This window comes from Marinobacter nanhaiticus D15-8W, from assembly GCF_036511935.1.
GTDB classification, from domain to species: domain Bacteria; phylum Pseudomonadota; class Gammaproteobacteria; order Pseudomonadales; family Oleiphilaceae; genus Marinobacter_A; species Marinobacter_A nanhaiticus.
Window position 1 is genome coordinate 2,948,092 of record NZ_AP028878.1, and the last position, 25,303, is coordinate 2,973,394.

Below are 25,303 nucleotides of genomic sequence, written 5' to 3' on the forward strand. Positions count from 1 at the left end.
CGATCCATGCAACAGCACTCCCGACGGCGCTGGGCATGGCCTGGTATCGGTTTTACCCGCAAAAAGTGACGTGAGAATACCAGTTTTCAAACAGATGAGGTAGCTGGTGTAGGGAGCGTCGCTACGGATTCCTGTCGAAATTGGACAATCCATTCCCGAGACTGCATTTGGCAGAGAACGCGACGGGCATCACATTTTCCTCCACACTTTTGTCTATCGCATGAATGTACACTAGAGATACCGGAGTAAAGGAGCCAGCACCAGGAAAAAGCCGTCAGAGCTAGACCAACCGCCGTCACACGACACCGTTGGAAAAGTCACATCGAGGCGATAACACGTACCCGCAATATCGCCGACGAAGGGAGCCCCATTTGAGTACCCAGCCAGACGTAACGCCGGAAGCCGCGCCGGCCCAGGACGCCCGGAACGCGACTTTTGAGCAGACTCAACTGACGGCTGCCGACGGGCACCGTATTCCGGTTTACCTATGGAAGCCGCCGGGGGCGCCCCGGGGGCTGATCCATATCTGTCACGGGATGGCCGAACATGGGCAGCGCTATGCTCGCCTCGCGCGCTACCTGAATGAACACCATCTATTGGTCGTGGCTCACGACCACCGGGGCCACGGTCAGCAAACACCAGTTGACGAGCTCGGTCACTACGCGGATGAGGACGGGTGGGACAAGGTCACGGCGGACGTTGGCATTGTCCAGGGGTGGATTCACCAGTCGTGGCCCACCCTGCCCTGCTACCTTATGGGTCACAGTATGGGCTCGTTCATCGCGCAGGGCTACCTGACCCGCAATCCGGAACCGCCGCTACTCGCCGGACTCATCCTGTCCGGATCCAACCGTGACAAGCGCGTCCAGCTTGCGGCCCTACGGACGATCTTGCGTATCGTACGCCTGTTCAAAGGCCCACACGCGACGAGTCCGACAGTGCATAAACTGACGTTTGGCGCTTTCGCCAGAAGCGTCGAAACGCCTCGGACCCGGTTCGACTGGTTGAGCCATGACGAAGGCGCGGTCTACGACTACATCGCGGACCCTTACTGCGGATTCGATTGCACCAACCAGCTATGGTCCGATCTTGCTTACGGACTGACGGCCCTTCTTCGGCGCGATACGCTCCAGCGTGTGCCTGCGGATCTGCCAATCCTGATTATCAGCGGCGCAGAGGATCCGGTGGGTGAGTTCGGACAAGGACCACGACGTCTGGCACAAGCCTACCGAGATACGGGACATTCGGACGTCACCTGCATCGTTTTCCAGGGTATGCGGCACGAACCCTTCAACGAAAAACAACGGGCGGAAGCGGAGGAAACGCTGATCGCATGGTTGACCCGACATCGCTAGAGCGCTTTCGTCGCGACGCCGCTGCATCAGCGCCAACGGCCTGCACGAATAAAATATGTCGCATAACAATACAAAACAAACTAGGTAGAGACAGGCTTCCGTAAAACCATTTTAATAGCAGGATGCCAAGGACTTCAGGACGTGAGGCACATGGAAACTTTGGAAAATATCGTTTACGACGAATTGCAGGTGGGAGACACCGCCAGCTATACCCGCTCGCTAACCGAGGAAGAACTGGTGCTGTTTGCAGCGGTCTCCGGTGACGTCAATCCGGTCCATCTCGACCCTGCTTTCGCCGCCAACAGCATGTTCAAGGAACGTATCGCCCACGGGATGTGGAGCGGCTCACTGATTTCCGCGGCCCTGGCCACCGTTATGCCGGGACCGGGGACGATCTATCTCGAGCAGAGCCTTAGCTTCAAGCGCCCAGTCAAGCTGGACGATACCCTGACGGTGAAGCTGACCGTCGCCAGCAAGAACCCGAAAAACGGGGTCACCCTGGACTGCCTGGTTACCAACCAGCGCGACGAGGAAGTCGTGACCGGTGAAGCCAAGGTCATCGCGCCAAAAGAAAAGCTCTCATTGACGAAGCCGCAGCTTCCCCGCATTACCATCGAAACGGCGAACGGCTGATCGCAGTCAGGGCGCACGCCTGCAAGATCGCAAGTGCTCGAGACTTCAGGCGTTCATGAAGGCAGGAAATCAATCGGGAAGCGGACCTGGCGCTGCTCCACATCGGCAGCGCCAAAATTGAACAGACGCACCCGGTTAACGATCTTCTGCTCCAGGGCGGGCGCCTCCAGCTCGGAACTAACCACTCGGCAATCGGAGACCCGTCCGTCGGGCTCGATCGTCAATTCCAGCAGCACCTCACCTTCCAGCGCCGGGTTCCTGCGCAACTCCCGATTGTAGAGCGCAAACAGAACCGCTTTCTGTTGATCAAACACCCGGCGGATATTGGCCATCGATCGCTCGCCCGGGCCCATTGACTGGGCCTGTCTGGCCGGCTGTGCCGCCGCTTTTGGCTCAGCCGCAGCTACATCCTTGACCTGATGACGGGCAAGTTCGACCTCCTCCTGGGGCCCATCGGCATCCGCGACACCGGCGCTGGCCAGGACATCCTCTTTGTCTGGCTCGCGTTGCGCGGCGACCGCCGCAGAGGATGTCTCTACATTGGCCGTCATCCTCAATGCCGGTTCCGAGTCGGCCATCGAGTGCATCGACGATAGCTCATCCTGCAACGTCATCAGTCCGGAACGAGAGGCGGTATCCCGCGCTTGCTGCACGGTTTGCTTAGGTTCATGAACGACCGGGGGTGGCGCGGGTTGGTCTGTAGACGGCGCCGGAGCCTGCTTCGGCTCTGGTTTGGGCTCTGGTTTGGGCTCTGACTTGGCGTCAGGCTTGGCTCTGGGGAGAGGATCAGGTTCCGGTTTTGGCGCGGGCTCGGGTTTCTCCTGGATCAGCTTGGCCAGCTGCGGAGGGATACGCTCCTGGATAGTCCGGTCTGGTTCCGGCAGGTCGATGCCCGGAATGATCAACGCAAGCGGCATGAAGAGGAGCAGGAAGATTGCGAGGCACCAGGCAAACCTTCGGCGCTCGCCGGGTTCACGGCTCCAGGGCAGCGCCAGGGAGACATCGACCCGATCCGCAGTCTCAATGACCCGGTTGTCGACCTCGAAACGGCTACCCATTGGTGCCCTCGCCCGCCGGATCCGGACGGTGCTCCACTGCTATCCGGTGTGCACGCCCGGCGCTTTTCATGGGACTACCTCCCCGGCACTCGACTCCAAGGCGATACCCCGTTCGAGGGCAACCACCTCGAACTCCGCGGGCGCTGTCAGCAACGCGAATGCCCGAGGGTACGAGCAGCACCTCCAGGCGAAAAGACTGTGAATCAGGTGCTTCACCCTTGGCAATGCCGGGGAAGTCGAGTTCTATCATTCTCACTTGGGTAAAGACCATGCCCAACAGTAGAACCGGCACCAGCACGATCATCAGGTTGAGGAAGGCGGTGATGTCCAGTTCAGGGTTCGCCTTTAGCCGCCGGTGTTTGGGTCTCATGGCTGCCATCCGCGAATCAGGCTGCCGGGGCGCGTTGTTCGGAAACCGTATTCAGGAACTTGACGCCCGCCATTTCGAAACTGTCCACCAGTTCGTTGGTCCGGGTCTGCAGCAGCGCATGAAACAGCAACAATGGAATCGCAGACATCAGGCCAAAGGCAGTTGTGTTCATGGCGACCGAGATACTTTCGGACAGCAGCGTGGCCTTCTCTGCCGGATCGGCATTGGCCACCGCAGTGAAGGCCGCGATCAGACCGATGATAGTCCCGAGCAGGCCAAGTAACGTTGCGATGTTGGCCAGGGTAGCCAGGTACTGGGTGCGTTTTTCCAACCGTGGCAACGCTTCCATCACCCCCTCTTCCATGGCGTATTCGATATCTTCACGCCGATGCTCGCCCAGTAGCCGCGCCAGACCTGCCCCGAGGATGGAAGCGATCGCACTGTTCGATTTATTAGCGGCCTGCATCGCACTTCGGTAGTCCCGCTTTCTTATCAAGGGGAGGATGCCGGCCTCGAACGCGCGGCGATTGGAACGCCGCACCATCGAGAGGTAGATGAACCGTTCCAGGGCAATAGCCAGCCCGACAATGAGGACCACCGCAATGGGATACATGAACGGTCCGCCGTTCTGGAAGAAGCGAATCACGGTCTCAAGCAGGGGCATGTCCATGAAATGACTCTCCATCGGATGACTCTCCGTCTTGTCCTGTATCGTTGTTGTTATGATTCAGCGGTCGGGCCTGGTATGGCCCAGCGGATTCAGTGTCTGGCGAAACTGGCGATGTCGCTGCATCGCCTCCGGATCCACCGGCTCCAGCAGACCTTCTCCCTCAAGTCGCAGCGGATCGCGGGCACGCCGCGAGACGGTCGGTGGCTGCCAGGGCAGGATGTTGAGTACCCGTGGGTAGTCGTCGTCGCCCTGGACTGAGATGCCTTCGACAGTGAGTGCCGTCCTCGTACCTGCCTGGTCCTTTTCTTTTACTTCTGGTTCTTCCGCCGACGGCGTATTGGCCGCAAAAACCGGTACAGTTGTACCACTTATTGCGATCAAGCATGCCATCATCAGTCGTGCAAAAACGCGATGGGAATCAAAGAACGTCATATCAGTTCACCCTACGTTCCAGGTCTGCGATCCAACCCGCAACCTGTTCGTCACCGCCATCGGTCAGCACCTGGAAACGACGGTAGTGTTTGAGGGCCAGAGGCAGTTCGAGCAGGTATAGCTCCGCCAGCACCGCCAGGTTGTAATGCAGTGCCGGCGTATCGGGATGCGCCCGGAGGCCAGCCACGAAAAACTGCTTGGCCTGGTCAAAATCGCCGTGCTTCTGGCGGATCAACGCCAGGTTGTTGGAGGCCATGGGTTCTCCAGGCGCCTTTCCCAGAGCGCGGCGATAGGCCGCTTCGGCTTCGTCCTGCCGTCCCTGCTGCTGCAATATCCAGCCTATGCGTGCGTCGATCAGTCCCATAGCAGGGCGTTGCGCCTGCAAACCCTGCAGGATATCGATCGCTCCGGCGTACTTTCGGCTGCGGACAAGATTGAGTGCACGGGCCAATTCAACCTCCTGCTCGGGACTTAGAGACTCCACGGGTTTGCGCTCGGTCGCCTGGCTATTCTCGCCGCCCCCGGGCATCGAAGCGCAACCGGCAAGACCAAGGACTACGGCGAGCAGGAAGACGAGAACACGGCATGGCCAACTAGCGTGTTTCGGCGCGGGCATAATCCACCTCCTCTGGCGTCCATTCCAGCCAGCGGGTCTTGCGGCTGTAGCGGCCCGGGAACATTTCCGCCAGTGCAGCGAGGCTGCGCTCCACCCAAGGGTTGTAGATACCCTCGCCAACTTGCTCATGATTCACGGCGTGCATATCGATCGCCTTTTCCTCGAATGGATAGGCCTGCTCCTCCAGCAGGATGGCGTACTGCGCCTGCTCAAGGTCATTGAGGCCTGCGGGACGATCCGACTGCATAATGTCCCTGGCTAGCGTTCGGAACAGCTCCGCCTTGCCATAAAGCGCGTGGGACCGTGCTTCGGCGTCGCCCATGCTCTCAGCCTGGTTGTATCGATCCACGGCCGTTTGCAGGGCCCGGCGTTTGCGCATCAGGGATTGCCTGAGCGGCAGTGAAAGCGCAATGGCGTCGAACCGCGCCGACGCCGCCTCTGCCAGCACCAGGGCGGATTGCGCCGCCCAGGCCAGGGTTTCGTCGGAATGCCACTGACTGTCCAGCTCGCGCTCCACCAATGCTGTACGCATCGCCAATGCCGTGTCGTCGGGAGAGGAGGCAATAACCTGGTGGCGCAGGGTCTGGTGGCTCAGATGTTCATCGGCATCTCCCGGCGCACCGACCTGGGCGAGATAATCACCGACAATCATGTTGGCGCGGCGGGTTTCCCCGGCCTCAACAAGGAACTCGGAAGCCCTCAGCCGAGCGTCCCACGGCGATGAGCGTTGCCCCGCATGTTCCAGCAATTCCTCAGCCGCCAACACCGGCTCGCCAGCTTCGCGATAGGCCAGGACCAGCTTCTCGCTGATCGTCGATGTCAGCGGTTCCCGCGGGTAGTCCTCGCGGAACGCCTGCAACTGCTCGATGGCAGGTTGCCACTTCTCCGCGCGCAGCAATGCCGTAGCAGCGTCATAATGGGCGTTTACCGTAATCGATCGGTCGGCGCCAACTTCGGCGATTCGCCTGAAATGCTCGACGGCACGGGTAACGTCCCCTTCAGCGTCTTCCGTCTCAGCCTGCCGATAGATCGTGCGTGCCAACTGGTCGCGAATGGCCGGGTCGGTCGAATTCCCCGAAGCGGCCTCAGGCTCGGCGATCGCCAGGGCCTCACGGTAATGCTTTTCTGCGGCAACATAGTCCTCGCGCTCGTAGGCAGACTGGCCGAGTACGAGGAAGGCGGCTCGTCGCTGAGGTTCAGTGGCCCGGGGGTGCTCCACGGCCAGGATCGCTTCCCGGCCAGCTTCGACTGGCTTACCTGCAGCCAACAGACGGTTGGCCAGATCCGCATGGGCAGATGGGGCCCGAGCATCATTCGGAAAGGTCTCGCCGAAGCGGTCCACTGACCGGATCAACGCCTCGTCTCCAGCGGGCGAAGGCGATTTCCGTTCGATCAATAATGCGGCCCATGCAGCATCCGCGGCCTCGCCGTATCCTTCGGCGTGATACGCCGCCCGCGTGAAGTAGCTCTGCGCTTGCTGTTGATCGCCTGCCTGCAGCCAGGCATCACCGGCCAACCGCCACAGTTTACCCGCCTCGGAAGACTCGGCCTGATCCATCTCAAGATTCCCCAACCGGCCATAGTAGCCTGCCGCCTGGGAGAATCCCTGTTCAGCGGTCATTGGGCTTGCCTGCCCCGCCTCGCGGTATACAACGTCGGCCACATAACGCGCCAGTTGCTGCCAGAGCGCTTGCTCCGGCGCCGATAGCGCGGCGTAGGCATTCGGCGCTGCATACGCCGTGACAAAGGCTTCACGGGCTTTCTGGGCCTGCTGCTCGAAGCCACCCGCTTCCCAAATGGTTACAATCTGGGCGCGCAAGGCGGCATTGCGGGGATGAGCAGGACGTTCATCGACGAAATGCTGATTCACCGCAACGCTGTCGGCGTAGCGCCGTTTGGCCAGGTAATAGTCACCAAGACGGTCGTATAACAGGTAGTCGTAGGGGCGGACGCCCTGCTCTGCCAGCATCTGGTCCAGGGTACGGGCGCCCCCCTGCCGCGAAGCCATCAACGCCAGAATGCGGAACGTATCGTTCACCAAGTCCTCACTACCACCCTCAAGCGCCGTAAAGCCTTCAGACCGTGCGTAGTAGTCGTCCAGGACCTCGAAGAAGGTCGTGCTGGCCATCCCCAGCTTGTGCTGCTTGTACTGGCTCCACCCCTGCATGTAGAGCGCCTTATGCTTCAGATCGGCGCGCTTTGCATGCTGGATAACCTGTTGATAGGCAATTTCCGCCTCGGTGTAGGCGCCCCGGGAGAAGGCGCTCTCGGCAATGCGGAAACGGGCCTCAGGTGCCAGGTCTGACTGCGGATAGAGACCCACCAATTGTTTGAGACGGGTAATGGACTGGGTCTCATTGCCGATGAAGGCGTACGCCTTGGCGGTCTGGTAGAGCAATTCATCAAGCCGCCCCTGATAGCGTCCCTGACTGACGATCATCTCGTAGCTCTTCAGGGCTTCCTTATAGATGATCTCCTCCTGTTCGGGGGACAGGTCCAACCCGTCGCCGGACAGGGAATGGAGATTGGTGAGTCGGTGCAGTGCGTCGATGCGCACTTCGGGTTCTTCCGCCTCCTCGAACAGCCGCTGATAGCGCCGGGCAACCTCCTTGGTGGAAATCGCGGGCAGTGGTCGGGAGGACATCTCCAGGAATACCGGTCGCATCTCACCGATGGTCGTGCCGTCCTCACCGAGGTTGACCTGAAAGCTCGCCGGGGTTTCCGCCCAGGCCGAAGCAGCGAGGAGACCCACGAAGAAAATCGCGCTGACCTGAGACCGCAGCATTCTCATTCGTCGCCTCCCGCCGCAGTGTCGACCGCCCGGTTCAGCGCAAGGTACTCATAGAGATGCGCAATTTGCTGCTCGCTTCTGTCCAGGTGCCCACTCATCACTGCAGATTGCCTGTCGAGAAAATGCAGCAGCGCGGAGTCCAGAGTCTTTTCGGACCGTTGGCGCAAAGACTCGATCCGATCGAGTTGCCGATCAGCTTCGACGGCAAGCTGATCAACCCGGTCGATGAGGCCCTCAAACCGCTCGGGCGCCTCATGCAACTGGTCTTCGAACCGTCCATAGCTCTGTTCAGCGGCATCAAGTGCTTTACCGATGCGGGTGAGCTCCCGTTCGTGATCCCGTCGCGCCAGGTCGAACTGCTCCTGGGCTTGCCAGGCCAATACACCCTGCAATCTTTCCAGGCGCTCGAACTCTTCCGGCGTCAGGTTATTTTTCGCTTGCAGGGACCGCACTTGCTCCAGTTTTCGGGCCAGCTCGCCACTGGCCAATTCGGCCGATCGACCGGCTTGGGCCATTGACCGCAATGTGCCTTCAAGATCTTGCCGGCGCGCTTTCAATGTTGCGATATGCGCACCGATAACATCCAGGTCGCCGACACCCGTATGTCTGCGCAGGCTGTCCCGGCGCTGGTTCAGCATCCGGCCGAACACGTGCAGTTCCTGCTTTCGGCTGCGTAAGCGCTGCGCCATCTGGTCCAGCTCAGCGACCCGGACAACGGCGTTCTGGGCGTCGGCGCTTTCCATAAAGTGCATCAGGTAAGCCAGACGCGGCTGGGTAAGAGTCTTGCTCTCTGCCAGGAACCATTCCACGTCTTCCGCCCGGGCCGATCGGACCACGGCGTCATAGCTGCCCTGCTGCCGTATCTGCTGCTTGAGGGTCGCCAATGTCACCAGCTCTCCCTCGAACGCGGCGATCGCACCGAGATAGGCCTCGCCGGCCTGCCCGAGGTAGCCTGCTTCGTCGAAACCCCGTCCCATGCCAAGCCATGCGTCCGCAGCGCCGGGAAAGCCCAAGGGAAATTTGCGGGCACGATGCCAGGACTGCATGGCAGCGCGATAGTTGTCCTTACGGGCATGCGCCAGGCCATGCAAGTACAGCGCCCGGGGTGTGTAATAGCCCTTCAGGGACACCTTATTGAGGAACGACAGGGCCTTGTCGGGATCCTCGCCTTTCAACGCCACGAAGCCCGCAGTGAGCTGGATCCGCTGTAGTAGATCCGGATAGGCGGTGGTTGCCCGCTCACCCAGCATAGCCTGGGCGACCCGCAATGCGATGAGGCTGCGGGCGGTGTCAGTGTCCTGCAGGGCATAGGCCGTCGCCAGGTTCAGGTAGCCTAGAGCGGCCCAATAACCCTCCGGCGCATGGGCCAGAACTTGCCCGGCGCGATCGTAGGCCGAAATTTCGATCGCTTGTTGGGCCAGCAGGAACGAGGCCTCTTGAGCTTCATCTTGTTTACCACTATGACGCAGGTCCTCCAGCAGCCGATTTGCAACATCTGTCTGACCTATCGCCCTGTTGGCCTTGGCCAGCACGAGCGCCGCTCCCGGGTCGAGCGACTCCCCTTTATCCGCCACCTTCCCGAGGACCTCCGCAGTCTGCTCAACCAGCCCCAAATTCCAGTAAGCCATTCCCCTCAGGATTTCTGCTTCGGACGATGGATCAGCCGCCACCCAACGCAGTGCCATGGCAGGTTCGCCGGTGGCCAGGCTGAAACGGGCGAGCCGTTCGTTCAGGCGGTCGGCTGCAGCCAGGGCGTCACCCTGCAAGAGCACCAGAGGTAAAAGGATGCAGCTCAGGAATCGTGTCATTGCCGACCGCCCTATTCCCATTCCTTGAGTCGCAGCTTCGGCTCGTAGCTGGGCGCTCGGGTCTCGAGGACCAGCTCATACTGGGCCTTGCCCGATGCTTTCCGGATCGTGAAACGAGCGTCCTTACGGTAGTAGTGGTCGTTCGTACCCTGGCCGTTGAACACCGCGCTCAACGTGTGCTCGCCGGCGGATAGGTTACCGAGATATAACCGCTGCACGCCGCCTTCTTCCAGCGCTGTGCGCTCGCGTTCGGTGTAGAGGTGCGACACTGCCGGATGTCCGTCGATCGCAAGCTCCACGGAGTCGAGAACGAAGTAGTCGCGGGCGCTAAAGGACAGGTAAACCGCCACCTGAGTGTTGGCTGGATGAAGGATGTCCTCTTCCAGTTGGAACAGTTCCTGGTTCAGTGACGCGACATCGGCTTTCAGTTCGGCAATCTCCCGGTCGATAGATTCCGCCAAAACAGGTATTGCCGTAAAACTGGCCATCAGGGCCATGGTCAGGGCGATCAGACGCATGGTGGGAGTCTCTCCATCTTTTCCCGGCATGTCTCGATGACATCAACCCGATAGCAGCCTGCTCAGACAAATCGAGTTACATTTCGCAAGGAAGCGTAACACTGGCCCGACCGGCGAAACGGTATCCAATTCACCAAATAGAACTCTCACGAGAAGTCGATGGCTTGTTATGCGAAGTTGTTCTGTCAGAGAATTTTACAGACAGGAAACCCGACGTCGGAGGGATTTACACATCGGTGCCAACTTTTGGGTCACCTTTCGATAAAACAGGAGCCGGCGCTTGTATTTTTTATATAAGAAACTGTTTTTTATGGACTTTTTAATTCCTGGCAGAGTGTGTGCTCTGTCTCAGGTGCGGTGCAATTCTTCACTGAAGGGTAAACCGTTCGATATGCCGAGCTTCGCCGATGCGCCTCAACCGCATCGGCTTTTTTTTGCCTAAACGAAAAAGGCGACCTTTTCTGGCCGCCTTGGTCATTGTCCGGCACTTCAACCTGTTTCGTACCTTATTTACTGAGGTGGCGCATCGCTGACTCAAGCCCATCGATGGTGAGCGGATACATGTGGTCGCCGACCAGTTGCCGCGTCATGCCGATAGAGCCCCCGGTACCCCAATAGTTCTCCGGCAGCGGATTAAGCCACACCACCTTGCGGAAATGGTCCTGGACACGCTGGAACCAGGTTGCGCCGGCCTCCTCGTTCCAATGCTCGATAGAGCCGCCGGGATGAGAGATTTCGTAAGGCGCCATGCTGGCATCCCCGACGAAGATCACCTTATAGTCCGGCGTGTACTTGTGCAGGATATCCCAGGTACTGGTTGTCTCGTTGAAACGACGCACGTTGTTCGTCCAGACACTCTCATAGATGAAGTTATGGAAGTAGAAATACTCCATATGCTTGAACTCCATCCGTGCCGCCGAGAACAGCTCCTCGCAGACCCGGATATGCGGGTCCATGGATCCACCCACATCGAAGAAGATCAGTACCTTCACCGCGTTGTGCCGCTCGGGCACCATCTTCAGGTCGAGGTAGCCGGCATTCCGCGCAGTGGAACGAATCGTGTCGTCCATATCGAGCTGTTCCGCCGCGCCCTGTCGAGCGAATTTACGCAGCCGGCGCAGGGCAACCTTGATGTTGCGGATACCCAGGGTGATGCTGTCATCCAGATCCCTGAAGCCCCGTTTCTCCCAGACCTTGACCGCACGCCCATGGCGACCTTTTTCCTGGCCGATACGAAACCCTTCCGGGTTGTAGCCGTGGGCGCCGAATGGGGACGTGCCGCCGGTCCCGATCTGGCGGTTGCCGCCCTGGTGACGCTCCTTCTGGTTTTCCAACCGGTCCTTGAACGCTTTGATCAGCTCTTCCAGGCCGCCCAGCGAATCGATCTTGGCCTTCTCTTCCTCGCTCAGCTGCTTCTCGAATTCCTTACGCAGCCAGTCCTCGGGGATCAGTTGCTGCATCAGGTCGTCGAGATTCTCGATACCCTTGAAATAGGCGTCGAACGCCCGGTCGAACTTGTCGTAGTGGCGTTCGTCCTTCACGGCATAGCCGCGCCAGGTAGTAGAACTCTTCCAGGTCGGCAAACGCCAGGCGGTGCTGCAGGGCATCGATGAGGTCGAGATACTCACGCAGGCTTGCCGGCACGCGGGCGCGGCGCACCTCCATAAAGAAATCTATCAGCATAGTGTCCTCCCTCCAGGGTCAAAAACCCCTTAAGACGCCCAGATCAGCTCCGGCGACGCGCCATAAAGGCAAGTTTCTGCAGCAGGTGGACATCCTGTTCGTTCTTCACCAGCGCACCATAGAGCGGAGGCAGGGCCGATGACGTGTCTTTCTCCTGCAGCATCTTGGCGGACAACTCGTCGGCCATGAGCAGCTTGAGCCAGTCGACCAATTCGGAAGTGGACGGTTTTTTCTTCAGTCCAGGCACCTTGCGCACATCGAAGAAGACTTCCAGTGCATCGCGCACGATCTCCTGCTGGACGTTGGGGAAATGGACCTCGACGATACTCTTCATGGTGTCGTGATCCGGGAAGCTGATGTAGTGGAAGAAACAGCGGCGCAGGAAGGCGTCCGGCAGTTCCTTCTCGTTGTTACTGGTGATCACCACGATCGGTCGTTTCTTCGCCTTCACGACCTTCTGCGTCTCGTAGACGAAGAACTCCATGCGGTCGAGTTCCAGCAGCAGGTCGTTCGGGAACTCGATGTCCGCCTTGTCGATCTCGTCGATCAGCAACACCACCTGGTCGTCCGCTTCGAAGGCCTCCCACAGCTTGCCCTTGACGATGTAGTTGCCGATGTCCTTGACCTTCTCATCCCCCAACTGGGAATCCCGCAGGCGCGACACCGCATCGTACTCATACAGGCCCTGCTGTGCCTTGGTGGTGGACTTGATGTGCCAGGTGATCAGCCGAGCCCCCAGGGCAGAGGCCATTTCCTCCGCCAGCATGGTTTTACCCGTGCCGGGCTCGCCCTTGATCAGCAGCGGTCGCTGCAAAGTGATCGCCGCATTGACGGCCATTTGCAGGTCTTCGGTGGCAACGTACTTTTCGGTACCGGTGAACTTCATGGTGTCTGTCCTTTGTTAAGCTGTAAGTCGGATGAACAGAATAGCTTGAGCAACTTGAACGCTCGGTAACTTCGAGTCGCCAGCACCTTGACACCAGATGCCGGCCACGGCAGCCAGAGCAGCCCGCAACTGCTATTTCTGGCGCCGCCTTTCCGATTCCCCTCTCGATGCGTCCTCGTCCGGCTCTTCGTCCAGATCGGGCAGATCATCGATATCGGAAAGATCAAAGTCCTCAAGCATGTGCTCGTCGTCTTCGACGTTCTCTGTGGCCGGTGACTCCGGCTCTTCGAGGATATCTTCGTTTTCGATGTCCAGGTCGTCCTGGTCCCGGCGCGCCTCCGCCAGGAAACGTTCGATCTCGTCGGCCTTCTCGTCGGCACCCGTCAGATCTTCCTCGCCGGGCACTTCGGTGGAGGCTATGGGAGGTTCGACCTCATCGGGCCATTCTTCCGTACCGCTTGCTTCGTCGACGACATTCACTTCCGTCTCTTCCAGTACGGGAACATCGGCGCTGTCTGCCGCCTTGGGTCCTGGCTCTTCACTCGCGATCGGGGGTTGCTCTGACTCTGTAGACGGTTCTTCGTCATCAGCGGAGGGCTTTTCAATATCTGCTGAGGGCGCTTCAAAGTCCGCTGAGGGCTCATCCAGGTCCGTCGCAGGCACCGCTACCGGAGGCTCGGGCTCTTGCTCGTCCGCTTCAGGTAGGTCCATTTCCGCCAGGGGCTCTTCCGCCTCCGCTTCAGGCTTGTCTTCCTCCTCGGGCTCCACCACCGGCGGAACAGCCTCTGGCTCCGTCACTTCGCCTTCATCCGATGAGGCAGGCGAAGCTTCGTCAGGGGCCTCTTTCTTTTTGCGGCGTGCCGTCATGATGCCGAATGCAGCGCCACCGAGGATAACCACGCCACCAAGAGCTCCCCACACCCATAGCGGGATCTGCTCCCAGAAGGACGCTTCTTCCTCGGCAGGAGCCTCCTCTGCTGGCGTTTCCACCTGGGAGACATCTATAGGCGACACAATATCTTCCTCTGGCTGCGCTTGAGGCTCCTCCACCGGCCCGGAAGACTGCTCCTCGACAGGTTCAGATTGAACCGCAGGCTGTTCAGGCTCGGTAACGGGTGTCCCCTCCTCAGCTTGGGGCTGCTCTGCCGTCTCCGGGCCCAAGAGCGGTGCCTGGCCGTCCGGCTCAGAGGGCGCTTCAACATCCTCGGCTACCTTAGCGGTGGTAACCGTCGGCGCGCTAAGTGAGGTGTAGGCAGCGCCATCCGCATCGCCGCGGGGGAACTCGGCTACGAACGGCGATGGAGCGTAGTTGAATGCCAACCCGCCATTGGTCTGACCACGGAACCTGAGCCTTACCGGATACTCGCCATCACCCTTGGACGCCGCGATCGTAGTACGCCAGAGACCGGCTTCCTGATCGAAGGCAAGGGTTTCAAAACCAGGGTCGCCAGACTGGTCAGGCGCCCCCACCTGGATTTCGACCTCGGATTGCTGGATATCCAGTTCCGGATGTTCGGGACGCACTTCAACCACGTAACGCGCATCGCTCCCCTGGCCTTCCGCCCTGACCTCCACATTCACCGGCGGGCGGAGGGTGACCCGGGATGCGTATTGGCGAGCGAAGGTCTTGCCGTCCGCGCTCAAGGTCAAGTCATAGGTGCCCGGTTCACTGAGTTTCTCGATGGTATCGGTGTAGACCCCATCGTCCGGCGGCGTCTCACCAGAGAGGGATTTGGTGCCCGAGCGGCCATCCTCCGTCTTCAGTGTCAGCGACACATCTAGCACACCGAGGAAGTCAGTATTGGTAATCGGCTTATCCTTCTCATAGAAGGCCGCTTCGATGGAGACCGGCTGCCCGGTATAGAAGAAGTTCGGAATCGGCGACACAGCCATGCGCAGGTCACTGACCACAGTCACCCGCGATTGCTCACCCAGTTGCCCGTCGATCTGCCAGTCACCGGCCTGGGGTTCGGTAACGGTGATCAGGTCATATTCGCCTTCGGCGTACCAGCGCACGTTGTCAGGCGTACGCGTAACCTCGATTCGCTGGCCATCAGGAGAGATCAGGGCCAGCGGCGTCTCTTCAACCTCGCGGAAGATCAGCGCCGTGAATTCCTTGACATCGTCACTCACGGTGAAGCCATTGTCCCGGATAGGAACTTCCGGTTGCGGCGCCGCAGTATTGAGGGTTTCAGCGAACACGCGATTGAGTGATTCGGCATCCGGCGCTACGGCGAAGGTGCCGCCGGTTTCAACGGCTAACCGCTCCAGAAGGGCCAGGTCGGCATTATCAGATAAGGCGATGGTGTGGATCGTCGCGCCGCGAGAGCGAATCCTCTCGACCACGTCGTCGAGGATGCGGTTGCGCTCGCGGGCATTGACGGTGGCCTGGGGAGAAACATCCACCACGCCGTCGGTAAGCAGGATGAAATGCGTATTGTCGAACTGGCGGTCGCCGTAGAAGTCGTCGCTGGCGACTTCCAGCGCTTCACCGATATTCGTGCGCAGTGCAACGGAGTTGATCTCGTCCGAGCGCTCAACCGCCCTGTCACGCCAATCCGGTGAAACCTCTCCCGAGGGCACCAGCATGTTCACGTACTGGCCAAAGGTCCACACGCCGCTGCGCGCGTCTTCCGGCAGCATCCGCGCCAGCAGTCTGACGGCCGGCTGACGCAAGTTCTGGGGGTCGCTGTCCCGCATGCTCCCCGAGATGTCGACGACAATACGCACATCCTTCGCAGGCGGAAGCGGAGGCACCTCCTCAGCGGAGGACGCGCCCGCGAAGATCACCAGAAGCAGGAGAAATAAGACGAGATACTGAGGCCGAAGAACTGTTCTCATGTTGTTGGTTTCTATCGGATCAGTGAATGAATGTCAGGCTGCCTTGCGGCGACTCCGGATACGTACCCGAACCAGGTCCAGTATCCACACGATAAACAGGCAGGCGCCAGCCAATGCCATGTTGGAAAACGCCCGGGTGGATTCTTCCACGTGCCCCAGGATGCCTTCATAGCCGCCATGGAGCCAGGCTGGAATCCACCAGTTCACCGCTTCGGATGATTCTACGGGCGTCAGGAAGAACACGATCAGCGCTGCCTGTATCAGGGTGCGAACGCCATAGATGGGAATGATTCGGAGAAGACGGGAGAAAAGATAGAAAAACAGAACGAATGCGACTGCATATACCGTCCAGAAAATGGCGTAGGCCATTTGCGCGTCCGCATTCATACCCAGTTGTTGTTCAATCACTTAGAGTACCCAATGAATGATGTGTTCTTCCCAATCGGCCTCATCAACTTCCGCGTTGGAAACCGTCCTGTATCTCACCGAAACCTGGGCCTCGTGTACGCTGTCCGGGTCGCCCGAAACCAGCGGGTGCCAGTCAGGTAGCGGTTTATCTTCCGCCAGCAACCGATAGGCGCAGGTCCGCGGCAGCCAGTGGAAATCCTGCATACTATCAGGTCCAAAAACAACGGGCGAAAGCACAATACAATCAGGTACTTTTTGCTGGCGCGTGCTGTAAACCGTGCACTGGCAGGTATCGCCATCCATGTATTCACAGGCCAGGTCGGTGTAGTACACCTCCCCGGTGTCTTCATCTTCCAGCTTGGTGAGGCAGCACTTGCCGCAGCCGTCACAGAGCGACTCCCACTCTGCGGGCGACATTTCATGGAAACGCTTACGTTGCCAGAAAGGGATCTGCGCGATCATTCCGGGTGCGATTTCAGCTTCTGCTTGAATTCGACGATGTATTCGTCCTGCTCTTCCGGGAGCTGCAGATAGAAGTCCTTTTCCTCGATGGCTTCCAGCACGTCCTTGCCGCTTGTGCGCGCCAGTTTCCGATCCTCTGTCAGCAGGAGATCCATCGCGTGTTGGGGGGCACCAAAAATGGCGCGTAGCGCTTCAGGCAGGTCATCCCACTTCTGGCCCCGCCTGACGAAAATATAGGTATCCGCCTTCGTGCCGCTGCGGAATACGGAAACAAACTGTCTTTCTGCCATTAAATCAACTTTCTTCAGCTGTTAAACGAGCGGCCTATCGCGCCGTAACCAAACTAGCGTTGGAGGGACGCGTTGCCGTTCACGAGATTATCCACGTCGTCCAGTACCGGGTGCAGCAACTCGCCGCGCCAGCCCTCTCGGAAAAATCGACCCGAGTCGTCTGAATGCCTGCAGCGAATAAAGGCCTCTATCCGCCGGCGCGGTGCCAACAGTTCGATCGGCACCTCGCGTTCTTCCGCCACGTGCCGGAGCAGACCTTTGACCTGCTTGAACAGGCCTTGCTCCTCCCGTGTCAGTGGGGGTTCGATTCTATCAGCATTCGGCTCCGCTGACCTGCCCCGCTCCACACACTCCAGGATCTTGTCGGCGTACCGCCGAACCACCACCGGCGGCACATCAGCCACCGCACCCAAGGCCCCCTTGCTGGTGGGCATGCGCTCGGCGATGCCAATCAGCACCGGATCAGCCAGTACGCGGCCCCGGGGCCGATCACGCTGTCGGCATTCGGCTTCCCGCCAGTCGGCAAGACACTTGAGCACCGCCTGTTGGCGTGGGCTCAACTGCCAACCACCCCGGATGCGGAGATAATAGTTTTGCGGATCGGACTGACTGGCAAGTTCGGATGCAAAGCGGTCGCTTTCCTCGATCCAGGCCTGGTAGAGGTCCCGTGATTCGAGCAGTAACCGGAGGCGTTCATGCATCGGCAGCAGGTAGCGAATATCCTCAAGCGCATAGCGGCACTGGGCATCGGATAGCGGACGGGCCAGCCAGTCAGAACGAGTGGCGGATTTGTCGATCTCCACATCGAAGAGATTATCAACCATCCGCGCGTAACCCACCGAGAACCCTAACCCTGCAAGAGCGGCGGCTATCTGCAAATCCAGAACATACCGGGGTTCGAGATCCAGCCACTGCCGGAAGAGTTCGAGGTCCTCGCTCATGGCGTAGAGCAGCTTGGGGCGCTTTGGATCGCTCAAGCAGCTCCTGAAGCCTTCGGAGGCCTCGGCAACCGAGGGTTCAACCAGACGGAGATCGTCGTCGAGCCCAAGTTGGACCAGACCGGGGATCGGGAAGAAGGTGTTGACGCGCTCGAACTCGGTATCCAGCGCAAGGGGGGTGTCGCTTCGGGAAGCCAGCCAGTCATCCAGTTCGGACGCTGTTTCCAGCCAACGCACAGCCTTATCGTTGCTCATGGTTTCGTCCAGTCGATTCAGCAAGCTTTGGAATAACGCAGAGGAATGGGCGCCCCGTTAGTCTGCGAGAGGTTTGCGACCGCGGAAAGCGTGGCTCAGGGTGAAGCCATCCACATAGCCCAGTTCGCCGCCGACGGGGATACCGTGTGCCAGTCGCGTTATCAGCACATTCTGTCCCTCCAGCCGGTCAGCAATGTAATGCGCTGTAGCTTCACCCTCAACCGTGGGATTCGTCGCCAGGATCAGTTCGGTGACCCCTTCCCCCCGTACGCGCTTGAGCAGCTGCTCGATACCGATCTCCTGGGGGCCGATACCATCGATAGGCGATAAATGCCCCATCAATACGAAATAACTGCCGTCATAATAGCCGGCCTGCTCGATAGCCAACAGGTCTGAAGGGCTCTCGACGACACACAGGGTACCGGTACGACGTTTTTCATCGGCGCAAAGGTTACAGATTTCGGTATCGGCGAAGTTCTGGCACGAGTTGCATCGGCGAACGCCAGACATGGCACCCTGCAGCGCAGTGGCAAGGCGCTCGCCACCACCCCTGCCCCGTTCAAGGAGATGGAAAGCCATGCGCTGCGCAGTTTTCTGGCCAACACCGGGCAGGCAGCGCAGCGATTCCACCAGTTCATCGACGAGGGGACTAAAGGCCATCAAAGAACCTCTGAATACATGGCATCACCGGCCTCTGACTTCCTGTATGCATGACCGCTTACAGGCTGTAGCTTGCAGATCAATAGAGTGCTTACCTCGCCCCGGGTCAGAACGGCATCTTGAAGCCGGGCGGCATACCCATCTCGGACGCCATGCCGGACATGCGGTCCTTCTGGGATTCCTCCACGCGACGCACGGCGTCGTTGACAGCCGCCGCCAACAGGTCCTCGAGAACGTCCTTTTCTTCAGTCAGCAGGGACGGGTCGATCTCCACATTGCGCACATCGTGACGACCGGTCATGGTGACCTTGACCAGCCCGGCACCGGCTTCACCGGTAACCTCCGCCTTCTCGGCCTCTTCCTGCATGCGCTTGAACTCTTCCTGCATCTTCTGGGCCTGTTTCATCAGGTCGCCCATACCTTTCATCATGGCTCTCACCTCGGTATTCGTGGATCTGTCTGCGGATTTGCGGTGCCCGCCGACCGATTTCAAGCCTGCACCGATTACGGCTCTGCAACGCTGCTCGTAGGTCTCGCTAAACAGGCTCGATACTGCCTTCGACAATCGTGCCCTCAAAGCGGTTCACGATATTCTGAACAATCGGATCATCCGCAATCGCCGATTCGGCAGCTTGCTGCCGGGCAATACGTGCACGCTCGGCAAACGCGGCCGGCGTTTCCGGGCCAGGCTCGCCTTCTTCAACCTGAAGCGACAGCTCCTCGCCAAAGTAAGTAGAGCATGCCTCCGCGATACGGCCTTTGTGGCGGTCAGTCAGCAAACGGGCATGACCGGAGTCCAGGGTTAGCACGATGCTCTGGCCATCTTTACGGAAGGCCGCTTGACTGGCCAGGTTGCCAGCCATACCCGACAGTTTCAGCGCCCGGAAATCCCGTTGCCACTCGAAATCCGCAGGGCTTACCGTATCACCTTCCCCGGTACCTTTCTCTGTGGCTGGCTGCGGTTCAGCCTGCGCAACCGGTGACGACTGGGGTTGTTCGGGTTGCTTGGCAGCCGACTCTGCTGCCGCTTCCGGTTGCGTACCTACCGTGTTTTCATTGATCGGGCGTGCGTCATCGGCGCCGGGTATAGCGTCTGGAGACGGCTGCGAGTCCTCGATCGACGGCGCTTCGTTGACCGGCACCGGATCCGCATCGCCCTGGCCTATGTCGTAATCATCGTCCCCATCGGCGGTGAGAGACGGATCGTCATAGGCACTCAGCGGGATATCATCCGGCTGGGAGGATGTTTCTGGGGTCTCGTCGACTGTCGTCGCATTCGAAGCCGACTGCGGTGCCACCGGCTGGGGCTGAGGGGCTGGCTCCGTTGGTGCTTCGGATTGCGGCGCCGGTGTTACAGGCTCAGATACGGGAGCGGTCGGAGCCGCGGCGGCAGGCGGTTCCTGCGAAGCGGACTGCACCTCGTTCGACTCCCCGGCATTCTCTGGCTGGGGCGCGGTCGCGTTAACCTGAGTCGCAGGCGCAGGTTCGGGGTCATCCTGACGGGGCTCAATGCCGCCCTGCCCCTGGGCTCCGCCATTAGCGGCTGCCGGTGGATCACGACGATCCGACCCGGGGCGGAAGGTAAGCATCCGCAGCAATGCCATTTCAAAGCCCATGCGCGCATCCGGGGTAATCGCCAGATCCTTACGGCCAATCAGTGCCGCCTGGTAGAACAGCTGGGCATCTTCCGCACTGAGCTGTTTCGCGACGGCCTTGACCTGGTCCGCGTCGCCCATGGCGTTGTCGGCACTGCCTGGCACCACCTGCTCCAGCGTTACCCGGTGGAACAGTGAGAGCAAGTCGCTGAGGATTACACTGTAGTCCGGCGCAAACTCGGCAATCCGGTTCACTTCGGACAACATGCCCGGGCCATCCCCCTTGACCAGGGCCTCGACGATTCGCTGGATGTCTCGCTGGTCGATGGTGCCGAGCATCGCGCTGACATCACTCGCTGCCAGCTTCTGGTTGCCGAAGGCGATGGCCTGGTCGGTCAGGCTCAGGGCGTCCCGCATACTGCCATCGGCCGCGCGGGCAAGCAGCCAGAGCGCCGGCTCTTCGTAAGGGATGGTCTCTTCGGTCAGCACATGGTTGAGGTGCCCGACGATATGCTCGGGTGTCATGCGCTTGAGATTGAACTGCAGGCACCGGGACAGGATGGTCACCGGCAGCTTCTGCGGATCGGTGGTCGCGAACAGGAACTTGACGTGATCGGGGGGCTCTTCCAGCGTCTTCAACAGGGCGTTGAAACTTGAGTTGGAGAGCATGTGCACTTCGTCGATCAGGTAGATCTTGAAGCGCCCGCGGGTCGGCGCGTACTGCACATTATCCAGCAGCTCGCGCATATCCTCGACCTTGGTCCGCGATGCCGCATCGATTTCGATCAGGTCGACGAAACGGCCACCCAGCACTTCCTGGCAGGTATCGCACTCACCGCAGGGGTTGGACGTAATACCCGTCTCGCAGTTGAGGCAGCGTGCCAGCAACCGGCCGATCGTGGTCTTCCCGACCCCGCGGGTGCCGGTAAACAGGTAGGCGTGGTGCAGGCGTTGATGGTCCAGCGCGTGAACAAGCGCCTTGAGCACATGCTCCTGACCGACCATGTCCTGAAATGTTTTTGGCCGCCACTTACGGGCCAGAACCTGATAGCTCATCGAATGCGTCACGGTACCGTTTCAATTGGCGCTAACGATAGCATGGACCGGCGTCGATAAGAAGGAAACGCGAGCGCGCCCAACCATCTCGCCGCCACAGCGAAAGAGCGTCAACAGCTTGAAAAAATGGATGTTATCGAAAAGTGGAACTTGCCGGCCTGGACCGGACGGAAAGGGAATAACGAACAGGGGATAAAACTGGGGGTGACTCCACCAGCGACACTCCGGCACACAAGTCCACCGCTTCGGCTGCTCCCTTCCGGGCCTGACCGGGTTCACGGTTTATCGTTGCGGAGGCACCGGCGGAGCCACCATAACGTTCCGGGATTGCCCCGGATGCGGCGCGCATCTTAGCAGGCCGCTCCCGGTGCATCAACGGATTTTTTGGCCCTTTAGATCAGATCGCCAAGCCCTGGATCGGATCGCGGCGGAACCAGCAGGCGATGCTGTAGCGGGTGCGCTGCGCCGCGAGGACTTCGTGGGGCATGTCCTCGCTGACAAAAATAGCCACTCGGCCGGCTTCCGGCAGCACGCTGCCACAAACCTCGTTCGGGTTCTCCCGGTTGAACACCTGTAGCAGGCCGCCATCCGTCAAAACCCAGTCTTCGTTCAGGTAGAGTACCAGGCTGATAATCCGGGACGACCGGCCATGGAAGCTGTCCAGATGACGACGATAGAAATCGCCGGGCTCGTAAGTGGCGTAATGGGCCTCGAAGCGCCTGAGTCCCAGGAAGAGTCGCTGATTCAGCCCGGCCTGGATCTGCTCGAAAAGATCGAAGAGCGCTCGCTGGGCTTCGGTTTGACCATTTAGCCAGGCGATCTGGTCACGTCGAACCGAGCGATCCTGGACATGATCCTTCCCTCGTCCGATACCGGCACTATCCATGGCTTCACAACGGTGGAGAGTCTTCACTTCCTGGCGCAGCTGTCCGACCAGGTGTGTCGGTACGAGCGAGGCGATGGATTGTGTAGTCCAACCAAACTCCGCCAGCTCATCCGACACGGTGTCGAGCCATTGTTCCAATTCCGTCGCCCTGTCGGCATCGGGCCATTGGAGGGCGGCACCGTGATCAAAGGTCGTGTCGATAGGTGTAGCGGGCATGGCGGTTCCTCGTACGCGAATGGCGCGAGTTTACGACGAAACCGCCCTGCCCGCTGCATTTTTAACCAGACGGGAGGTAAGGAATGATCCTTACCCTGTCGGCCATATCGGGTGCCAGGCTATATCAGGGCCGCTCGACTTCCCTGAGCTTGCCGTCTGCACATTCGGCCAGCGACTGGATAGCTTCCTTATTGAAGGCGTCTACCCGGATCACATCGTAGAGTGCGGCCATGGCTTCAATCAGGACCTCCCGTTCATTCTCGCGAACCACATCCTTCGAAATCGCCCAATCGACCAACTCTTCACGCTGGTGCGCCATGAGCATATCGATACCCTCGAGCTCATCCGGGTCGGTCTTGCGAATAGCCTCGTGCAGACGATCGCGGACCTCGCGGGTTTCGTTCGCCAGACGATAGGCGTTCAGCACACGGCCGACGGGATCGTCCGTATTCTCGGTAACATACACGCCCCGCACGATCCGCTCACGCAATGGCGTATCTTTGACGATGGACTTGGCAACCTGACTGCCCAGGCGATCATTGGGTGGCGAGAGATGAGCCCCAATGGGGAACACCAACACTTTCAGCAAGGCCCGCAGACCAACAACGGGGAAGTTCTCGATAGCCTGCTTCATGCTCTGCTGGAAGTCGAAGGTACACTGCCTCAGCCCCCACTCGACCACATGGCGGTGTTCTTCCGGGTAACCATCCTCATGCCATTGCTTGATAATGGCTGACGCGTAGTAGAGCGCTACCAGGCAGTCGGCCATGCGGCCTGACAGACGCTGTTTCGCCTTCAGCCCTCCGCCAACGGTCAGCAAGCAAATGTCGGTGACGACGGCGTAGGCAGACGAGAATCGCGCCAACTGCCGGTAATAGCGCTGGATGTTTCCTCGAGACGGCACGGGCTCGAGCCAGCCGTTACTCAGGCCGAGCACCAGCGAGCGCATACCGTTACGCGTGGTGTGCGCCATATGTTTGAAGAAGACCCCATCGAACGCCTTGACGCCCTCGTTCTGGTCTTCCATGCCCGCCGCTTCGATTTCACGAACGATAAACGGATGACAGCGGATGGCACCCTGGCCGAAGACCATCAGGCTACGGGTCAGGATGTTGGCCCCTTCCACGGTGATGCCGATGGGCACGGCCTCGTACGCCCGCGCCAGGAAGTTACGGGGACCGGTGATCACACCACGCCCGGCAACGACATCCATCGCGCGGTTAATGACCTCGCGCATGAGGTCGGTGTTGCGATACTTCAGCACCGCCGACGGTACGGACGGCCGCACGCCCCTATCGAGCATGCCAGCCGTAAACATGCGTGCAGCGTCCATCATGTAGGTGTAGCCAGCGATGGGTTCGAGAGCCTCCTGTACGCCTTCGAAGTTACTGATGGAGCGACCGAACTGTTCGCGCACGCTGGCATAGGCGCCGGTGCTCAGGCAGGCCAACTTGCCAGCGCCCGTGCCGAGTGCCGGCAATGAGATGGAACGGCCGATGGACAGGCACTCCAGCAGCATCGTCCAGCCCTTGCCGATCATTTCTTGGCCGCCAATGATCTGGCTCATGGGGATGAACACGTCCTGTCCCCAGGTGGGCCCGTTCATGAACACCGTATTCATCGGCAGGTGGCGGGCGCCGTGATTGACGCCTTCCAGATCATGCGGGACGAGCACACAGGTCACGCCGAGGCTTTCCTCGTCGCCCAGCAGGCCCTCGGGATCATAGACCTTGATGGCCAGACCGATGACCGTCGCCACAGGCGCCAAAGTGATGTAACGCTTATTCCAGGTGACTTTCAGCCCCAGGACTTCTTCGCCGTTCCACTGACCCCGGCAAACGACACCCTTATCCGGAATAGCCCCGGCATCGGAGCCAGCAACAGGCGACGTCAGCGCAAAGCACGGCACGTCTTCGCCCCTGGCCAGGCGCGGAAGATAGTATTCCTTCTGCTCATCGGTACCGTAATGAACGAGCAGCTCACCGGGCCCCAAAGAGTTCGGCACCATCACGGTGACCGCTGCGGACACACTGCGGGTCGATACTTTCATGACGATTTCGGAGTGCGCAGTGGCACTGAATCCCTTACCGCCATACTCCTTGGGAATCACCAGGCCAAAGAAGCCTTCCTGCTTGACGTAATCCCATACATCGACCGGGAGGTCATAGAGTTCGTGGGTGATGCGCCAGTCGTCGAGCATCGAGCAGAGCTTCTCGACCGGGCCGTCGATGTACGCGGTTTCGTCAGGCGTTAGCCGGGCAGGTTTGGCCTCATGCAATTTCGACCAGTCCGGTCGGCCGGAAAACAACTCCCCATCCCAATCGACACTACCGGACTTGAGCGCTTCTTCTTCAGTGTCCGACAGCTTCGGCAGCAGTCCCCGAACCCAGTTGAGCAATGGACGACTCAGGGCTTCCTTGCGGATCTTGCCGGGAATAACCAGCACCAGCGCAAAGATGAGTAGCAATCCGCCGATGATGACGCTGGCAAAGTGCCAACCATCCTGGTACATCCCGAACAACGTCGCCGCAGTCATGATGCCGGCGGCGATCAGTCCGCCTATTCCGAAGTACAGCAATATCAATGCACTGATCAGCAGAAAAAGAACACTCATGAAGGCTTCTCCTTTTACCGACATGGTTTTTGGGAAAACGTGGGCCGACTCCCTTCCTGGACGTGGCAAGCTCCAGGTACGAGCCGGCAAATAGCTGCAGAAAACAGTAAGCTGGACTGGCCATCCGGCTGACAGCCACACTATGATCACAAAATCACTGAAGACTCAAACCAAATTAGGCTGTTAGGGCAACCCCGGTTAACCTCAAAGGCACCCTACCGATTTCTACCGCAGCCTCACCCTGAAGTTATGCGATTAGAGG

Annotated in this window: 21 protein-coding genes, 1 other RNA gene and 1 pseudogene; 2 read left to right on the top strand and 21 right to left on the bottom strand. The window is 59.6% G+C overall.

What is annotated here, in order from left to right:
• Positions 1-371: 371 nt before the first annotated feature.
• Positions 372-1,355 (top strand): alpha/beta fold hydrolase, encoded by a 984-nt coding sequence (locus RE428_RS13130; protein WP_004582477.1) that lies wholly within the window; start codon positions 372-374, stop codon positions 1,353-1,355.
• A 150-nt stretch (positions 1,356-1,505) separates the two neighbouring features.
• Positions 1,506-1,988 carry a MaoC/PaaZ C-terminal domain-containing protein gene (locus RE428_RS13135; protein ID WP_004582478.1) on the top strand — a complete coding sequence of 161 codons (483 nt, stop codon included), beginning with the start codon at positions 1,506-1,508 and terminating at the stop codon, positions 1,986-1,988.
• Between the two features lie 53 nt (positions 1,989-2,041).
• On the opposite strand, the gene RE428_RS13140 is transcribed toward RE428_RS13135, so the two are convergent.
• The 21 genes and pseudogenes from RE428_RS13140 to RE428_RS13240 all read right to left on the bottom strand — a co-directional run bounded on the left by RE428_RS13140 (position 2,042) and on the right by RE428_RS13240 (position 25,041).
• On the bottom strand, positions 2,042-3,046 hold the full coding sequence (locus RE428_RS13140; RefSeq protein ID WP_338381143.1) for an AgmX/PglI C-terminal domain-containing protein: 1,005 nt from the start codon (positions 3,044-3,046) through the stop codon (positions 2,042-2,044).
• Complete coding sequence (locus RE428_RS13145) at positions 3,039-3,416, bottom strand: hypothetical protein (RefSeq protein WP_004582480.1); 378 nt, start codon at positions 3,414-3,416, stop codon at positions 3,039-3,041. Before RE428_RS13145 ends, RE428_RS13140 begins: the two co-directional genes overlap by 8 nt.
• Positions 3,417-3,432: 16 nt before the next feature.
• On the bottom strand, positions 3,433-4,074 hold the full coding sequence (locus tag RE428_RS13150) for a MotA/TolQ/ExbB proton channel family protein (RefSeq protein WP_115840350.1): 642 nt from the start codon (positions 4,072-4,074) through the stop codon (positions 3,433-3,435).
• 69 nt (positions 4,075-4,143) lie between these two features.
• Positions 4,144-4,518: a hypothetical protein gene (locus tag RE428_RS13155; protein WP_004582482.1), complete on the bottom strand. Its 375-nt coding sequence runs from the start codon at positions 4,516-4,518 to the stop codon at positions 4,144-4,146.
• A gap of 1 nt (position 4,519) precedes the next feature.
• Complete coding sequence (locus tag RE428_RS13160; protein ID WP_169334078.1) at positions 4,520-5,134, bottom strand: tetratricopeptide repeat protein; 615 nt, start codon at positions 5,132-5,134, stop codon at positions 4,520-4,522.
• Positions 5,112-7,925, bottom strand: a complete 2,814-nt coding sequence (locus RE428_RS13165) for a tetratricopeptide repeat protein (RefSeq protein WP_004582484.1) — start codon at positions 7,923-7,925, stop codon at positions 5,112-5,114. Before RE428_RS13165 ends, RE428_RS13160 begins: the two co-directional genes overlap by 23 nt.
• Positions 7,922-9,733, bottom strand: coding sequence for a coiled-coil domain-containing protein (locus RE428_RS13170; RefSeq protein WP_004582485.1), 1,812 nt, complete (start codon positions 9,731-9,733; stop codon positions 7,922-7,924). The genes RE428_RS13165 and RE428_RS13170 overlap by 4 nt, the downstream gene beginning before the upstream one ends.
• Before the next feature lie 11 nt (positions 9,734-9,744).
• Positions 9,745-10,251, bottom strand: coding sequence for a hypothetical protein (locus RE428_RS13175; RefSeq protein WP_004582486.1), 507 nt, complete (start codon positions 10,249-10,251; stop codon positions 9,745-9,747).
• A gap of 506 nt (positions 10,252-10,757) precedes the next feature.
• Positions 10,758-11,934: pseudogene (locus RE428_RS13180) on the bottom strand (vWA domain-containing protein).
• Positions 11,935-11,977: 43 nt separating this feature from the next.
• Positions 11,978-12,820, bottom strand: coding sequence for an AAA family ATPase (locus tag RE428_RS13185; RefSeq protein WP_004582488.1), 843 nt, complete (start codon positions 12,818-12,820; stop codon positions 11,978-11,980).
• A 132-nt stretch (positions 12,821-12,952) separates the two neighbouring features.
• Positions 12,953-15,661, bottom strand: coding sequence for a VWA domain-containing protein (locus tag RE428_RS13190; RefSeq protein WP_081614627.1), 2,709 nt, complete (start codon positions 15,659-15,661; stop codon positions 12,953-12,955).
• 33 nt (positions 15,662-15,694) lie between these two features.
• Complete coding sequence (locus RE428_RS13195) at positions 15,695-16,069, bottom strand: hypothetical protein (RefSeq protein WP_004582490.1); 375 nt, start codon at positions 16,067-16,069, stop codon at positions 15,695-15,697.
• Entirely contained in the window at positions 16,070-16,531 is a 462-nt protein-coding gene (locus RE428_RS13200) for a YcgN family cysteine cluster protein (RefSeq protein ID WP_004582491.1), read from the bottom strand.
• Positions 16,528-16,821, bottom strand: a complete 294-nt coding sequence (locus RE428_RS13205) for a YcgL domain-containing protein (protein WP_004582492.1) — start codon at positions 16,819-16,821, stop codon at positions 16,528-16,530. The genes RE428_RS13200 and RE428_RS13205 overlap by 4 nt, the downstream gene beginning before the upstream one ends.
• Positions 16,822-16,874: 53 nt before the next feature.
• Complete coding sequence (locus RE428_RS13210; RefSeq protein WP_004582493.1) at positions 16,875-18,014, bottom strand: ribonuclease D; 1,140 nt, start codon at positions 18,012-18,014, stop codon at positions 16,875-16,877.
• Positions 18,015-18,071: 57 nt separating this feature from the next.
• On the bottom strand, positions 18,072-18,674 hold the full coding sequence (recR, locus tag RE428_RS13215) for a recombination mediator RecR (RefSeq protein ID WP_004582494.1): 603 nt from the start codon (positions 18,672-18,674) through the stop codon (positions 18,072-18,074).
• 106 nt (positions 18,675-18,780) lie between these two features.
• Positions 18,781-19,104, bottom strand: coding sequence for a YbaB/EbfC family nucleoid-associated protein (locus RE428_RS13220; protein WP_004582495.1), 324 nt, complete (start codon positions 19,102-19,104; stop codon positions 18,781-18,783).
• 106 nt (positions 19,105-19,210) lie between these two features.
• Positions 19,211-21,325: a DNA polymerase III subunit gamma/tau gene (gene dnaX / locus RE428_RS13225; RefSeq protein WP_004582496.1), complete on the bottom strand. Its 2,115-nt coding sequence runs from the start codon at positions 21,323-21,325 to the stop codon at positions 19,211-19,213.
• Positions 21,326-21,533: 208 nt separating this feature from the next.
• An RNA gene (ffs, locus tag RE428_RS13230) (signal recognition particle sRNA small type) lies at positions 21,534-21,630 on the bottom strand.
• Between the two features lie 92 nt (positions 21,631-21,722).
• Positions 21,723-22,427: a 2OG-Fe(II) oxygenase gene (locus tag RE428_RS13235; protein WP_004582497.1), complete on the bottom strand. Its 705-nt coding sequence runs from the start codon at positions 22,425-22,427 to the stop codon at positions 21,723-21,725.
• Positions 22,428-22,551: 124 nt separating this feature from the next.
• Entirely contained in the window at positions 22,552-25,041 is a 2,490-nt protein-coding gene (locus tag RE428_RS13240; RefSeq protein ID WP_004582498.1) for an acyl-CoA dehydrogenase, read from the bottom strand.
• Between the last annotated feature and the right edge of the window lie 262 nt (positions 25,042-25,303).

What these genes read in the sequence shown, in the direction of transcription:
- RE428_RS13135 (WP_004582478.1), top strand. Translation starts at nt 1,506, where the DNA reads ATGGAAACTTTGGAAAATATCGTTTACGACGAATTGCAGGTGGGAGAC.
- RE428_RS13140 (WP_338381143.1), bottom strand. Translation starts at nt 3,046, where the DNA reads ATGGGTAGCCGTTTCGAGGTCGACAACCGGGTCATTGAGACTGCGGAT.
- RE428_RS13145 (WP_004582480.1), bottom strand. Translation starts at nt 3,416, where the DNA reads ATGAGACCCAAACACCGGCGGCTAAAGGCGAACCCTGAACTGGACATC.
- RE428_RS13155 (WP_004582482.1), bottom strand. Translation starts at nt 4,518, where the DNA reads ATGACGTTCTTTGATTCCCATCGCGTTTTTGCACGACTGATGATGGCA.
- RE428_RS13160 (WP_169334078.1), bottom strand. Translation starts at nt 5,134, where the DNA reads ATGCCCGCGCCGAAACACGCTAGTTGGCCATGCCGTGTTCTCGTCTTC.
- RE428_RS13165 (WP_004582484.1), bottom strand. Translation starts at nt 7,925, where the DNA reads ATGAGAATGCTGCGGTCTCAGGTCAGCGCGATTTTCTTCGTGGGTCTC.
- RE428_RS13170 (WP_004582485.1), bottom strand. Translation starts at nt 9,733, where the DNA reads ATGACACGATTCCTGAGCTGCATCCTTTTACCTCTGGTGCTCTTGCAG.
- RE428_RS13175 (WP_004582486.1), bottom strand. Translation starts at nt 10,251, where the DNA reads ATGCGTCTGATCGCCCTGACCATGGCCCTGATGGCCAGTTTTACGGCA.
- RE428_RS13185 (WP_004582488.1), bottom strand. Translation starts at nt 12,820, where the DNA reads ATGAAGTTCACCGGTACCGAAAAGTACGTTGCCACCGAAGACCTGCAA.
- RE428_RS13190 (WP_081614627.1), bottom strand. Translation starts at nt 15,661, where the DNA reads ATGAGAACAGTTCTTCGGCCTCAGTATCTCGTCTTATTTCTCCTGCTT.
- RE428_RS13200 (WP_004582491.1), bottom strand. Translation starts at nt 16,531, where the DNA reads ATGATCGCGCAGATCCCTTTCTGGCAACGTAAGCGTTTCCATGAAATG.
- RE428_RS13205 (WP_004582492.1), bottom strand. Translation starts at nt 16,821, where the DNA reads ATGGCAGAAAGACAGTTTGTTTCCGTATTCCGCAGCGGCACGAAGGCG.
- RE428_RS13210 (WP_004582493.1), bottom strand. Translation starts at nt 18,014, where the DNA reads ATGAGCAACGATAAGGCTGTGCGTTGGCTGGAAACAGCGTCCGAACTG.
- recR (WP_004582494.1), bottom strand. Translation starts at nt 18,674, where the DNA reads ATGGCCTTTAGTCCCCTCGTCGATGAACTGGTGGAATCGCTGCGCTGC.
- RE428_RS13220 (WP_004582495.1), bottom strand. Translation starts at nt 19,104, where the DNA reads ATGATGAAAGGTATGGGCGACCTGATGAAACAGGCCCAGAAGATGCAG.
- dnaX (WP_004582496.1), bottom strand. Translation starts at nt 21,325, where the DNA reads ATGAGCTATCAGGTTCTGGCCCGTAAGTGGCGGCCAAAAACATTTCAG.
- RE428_RS13235 (WP_004582497.1), bottom strand. Translation starts at nt 22,427, where the DNA reads ATGCCCGCTACACCTATCGACACGACCTTTGATCACGGTGCCGCCCTC.
- RE428_RS13240 (WP_004582498.1), bottom strand. Translation starts at nt 25,041, where the DNA reads ATGAGTGTTCTTTTTCTGCTGATCAGTGCATTGATATTGCTGTACTTC.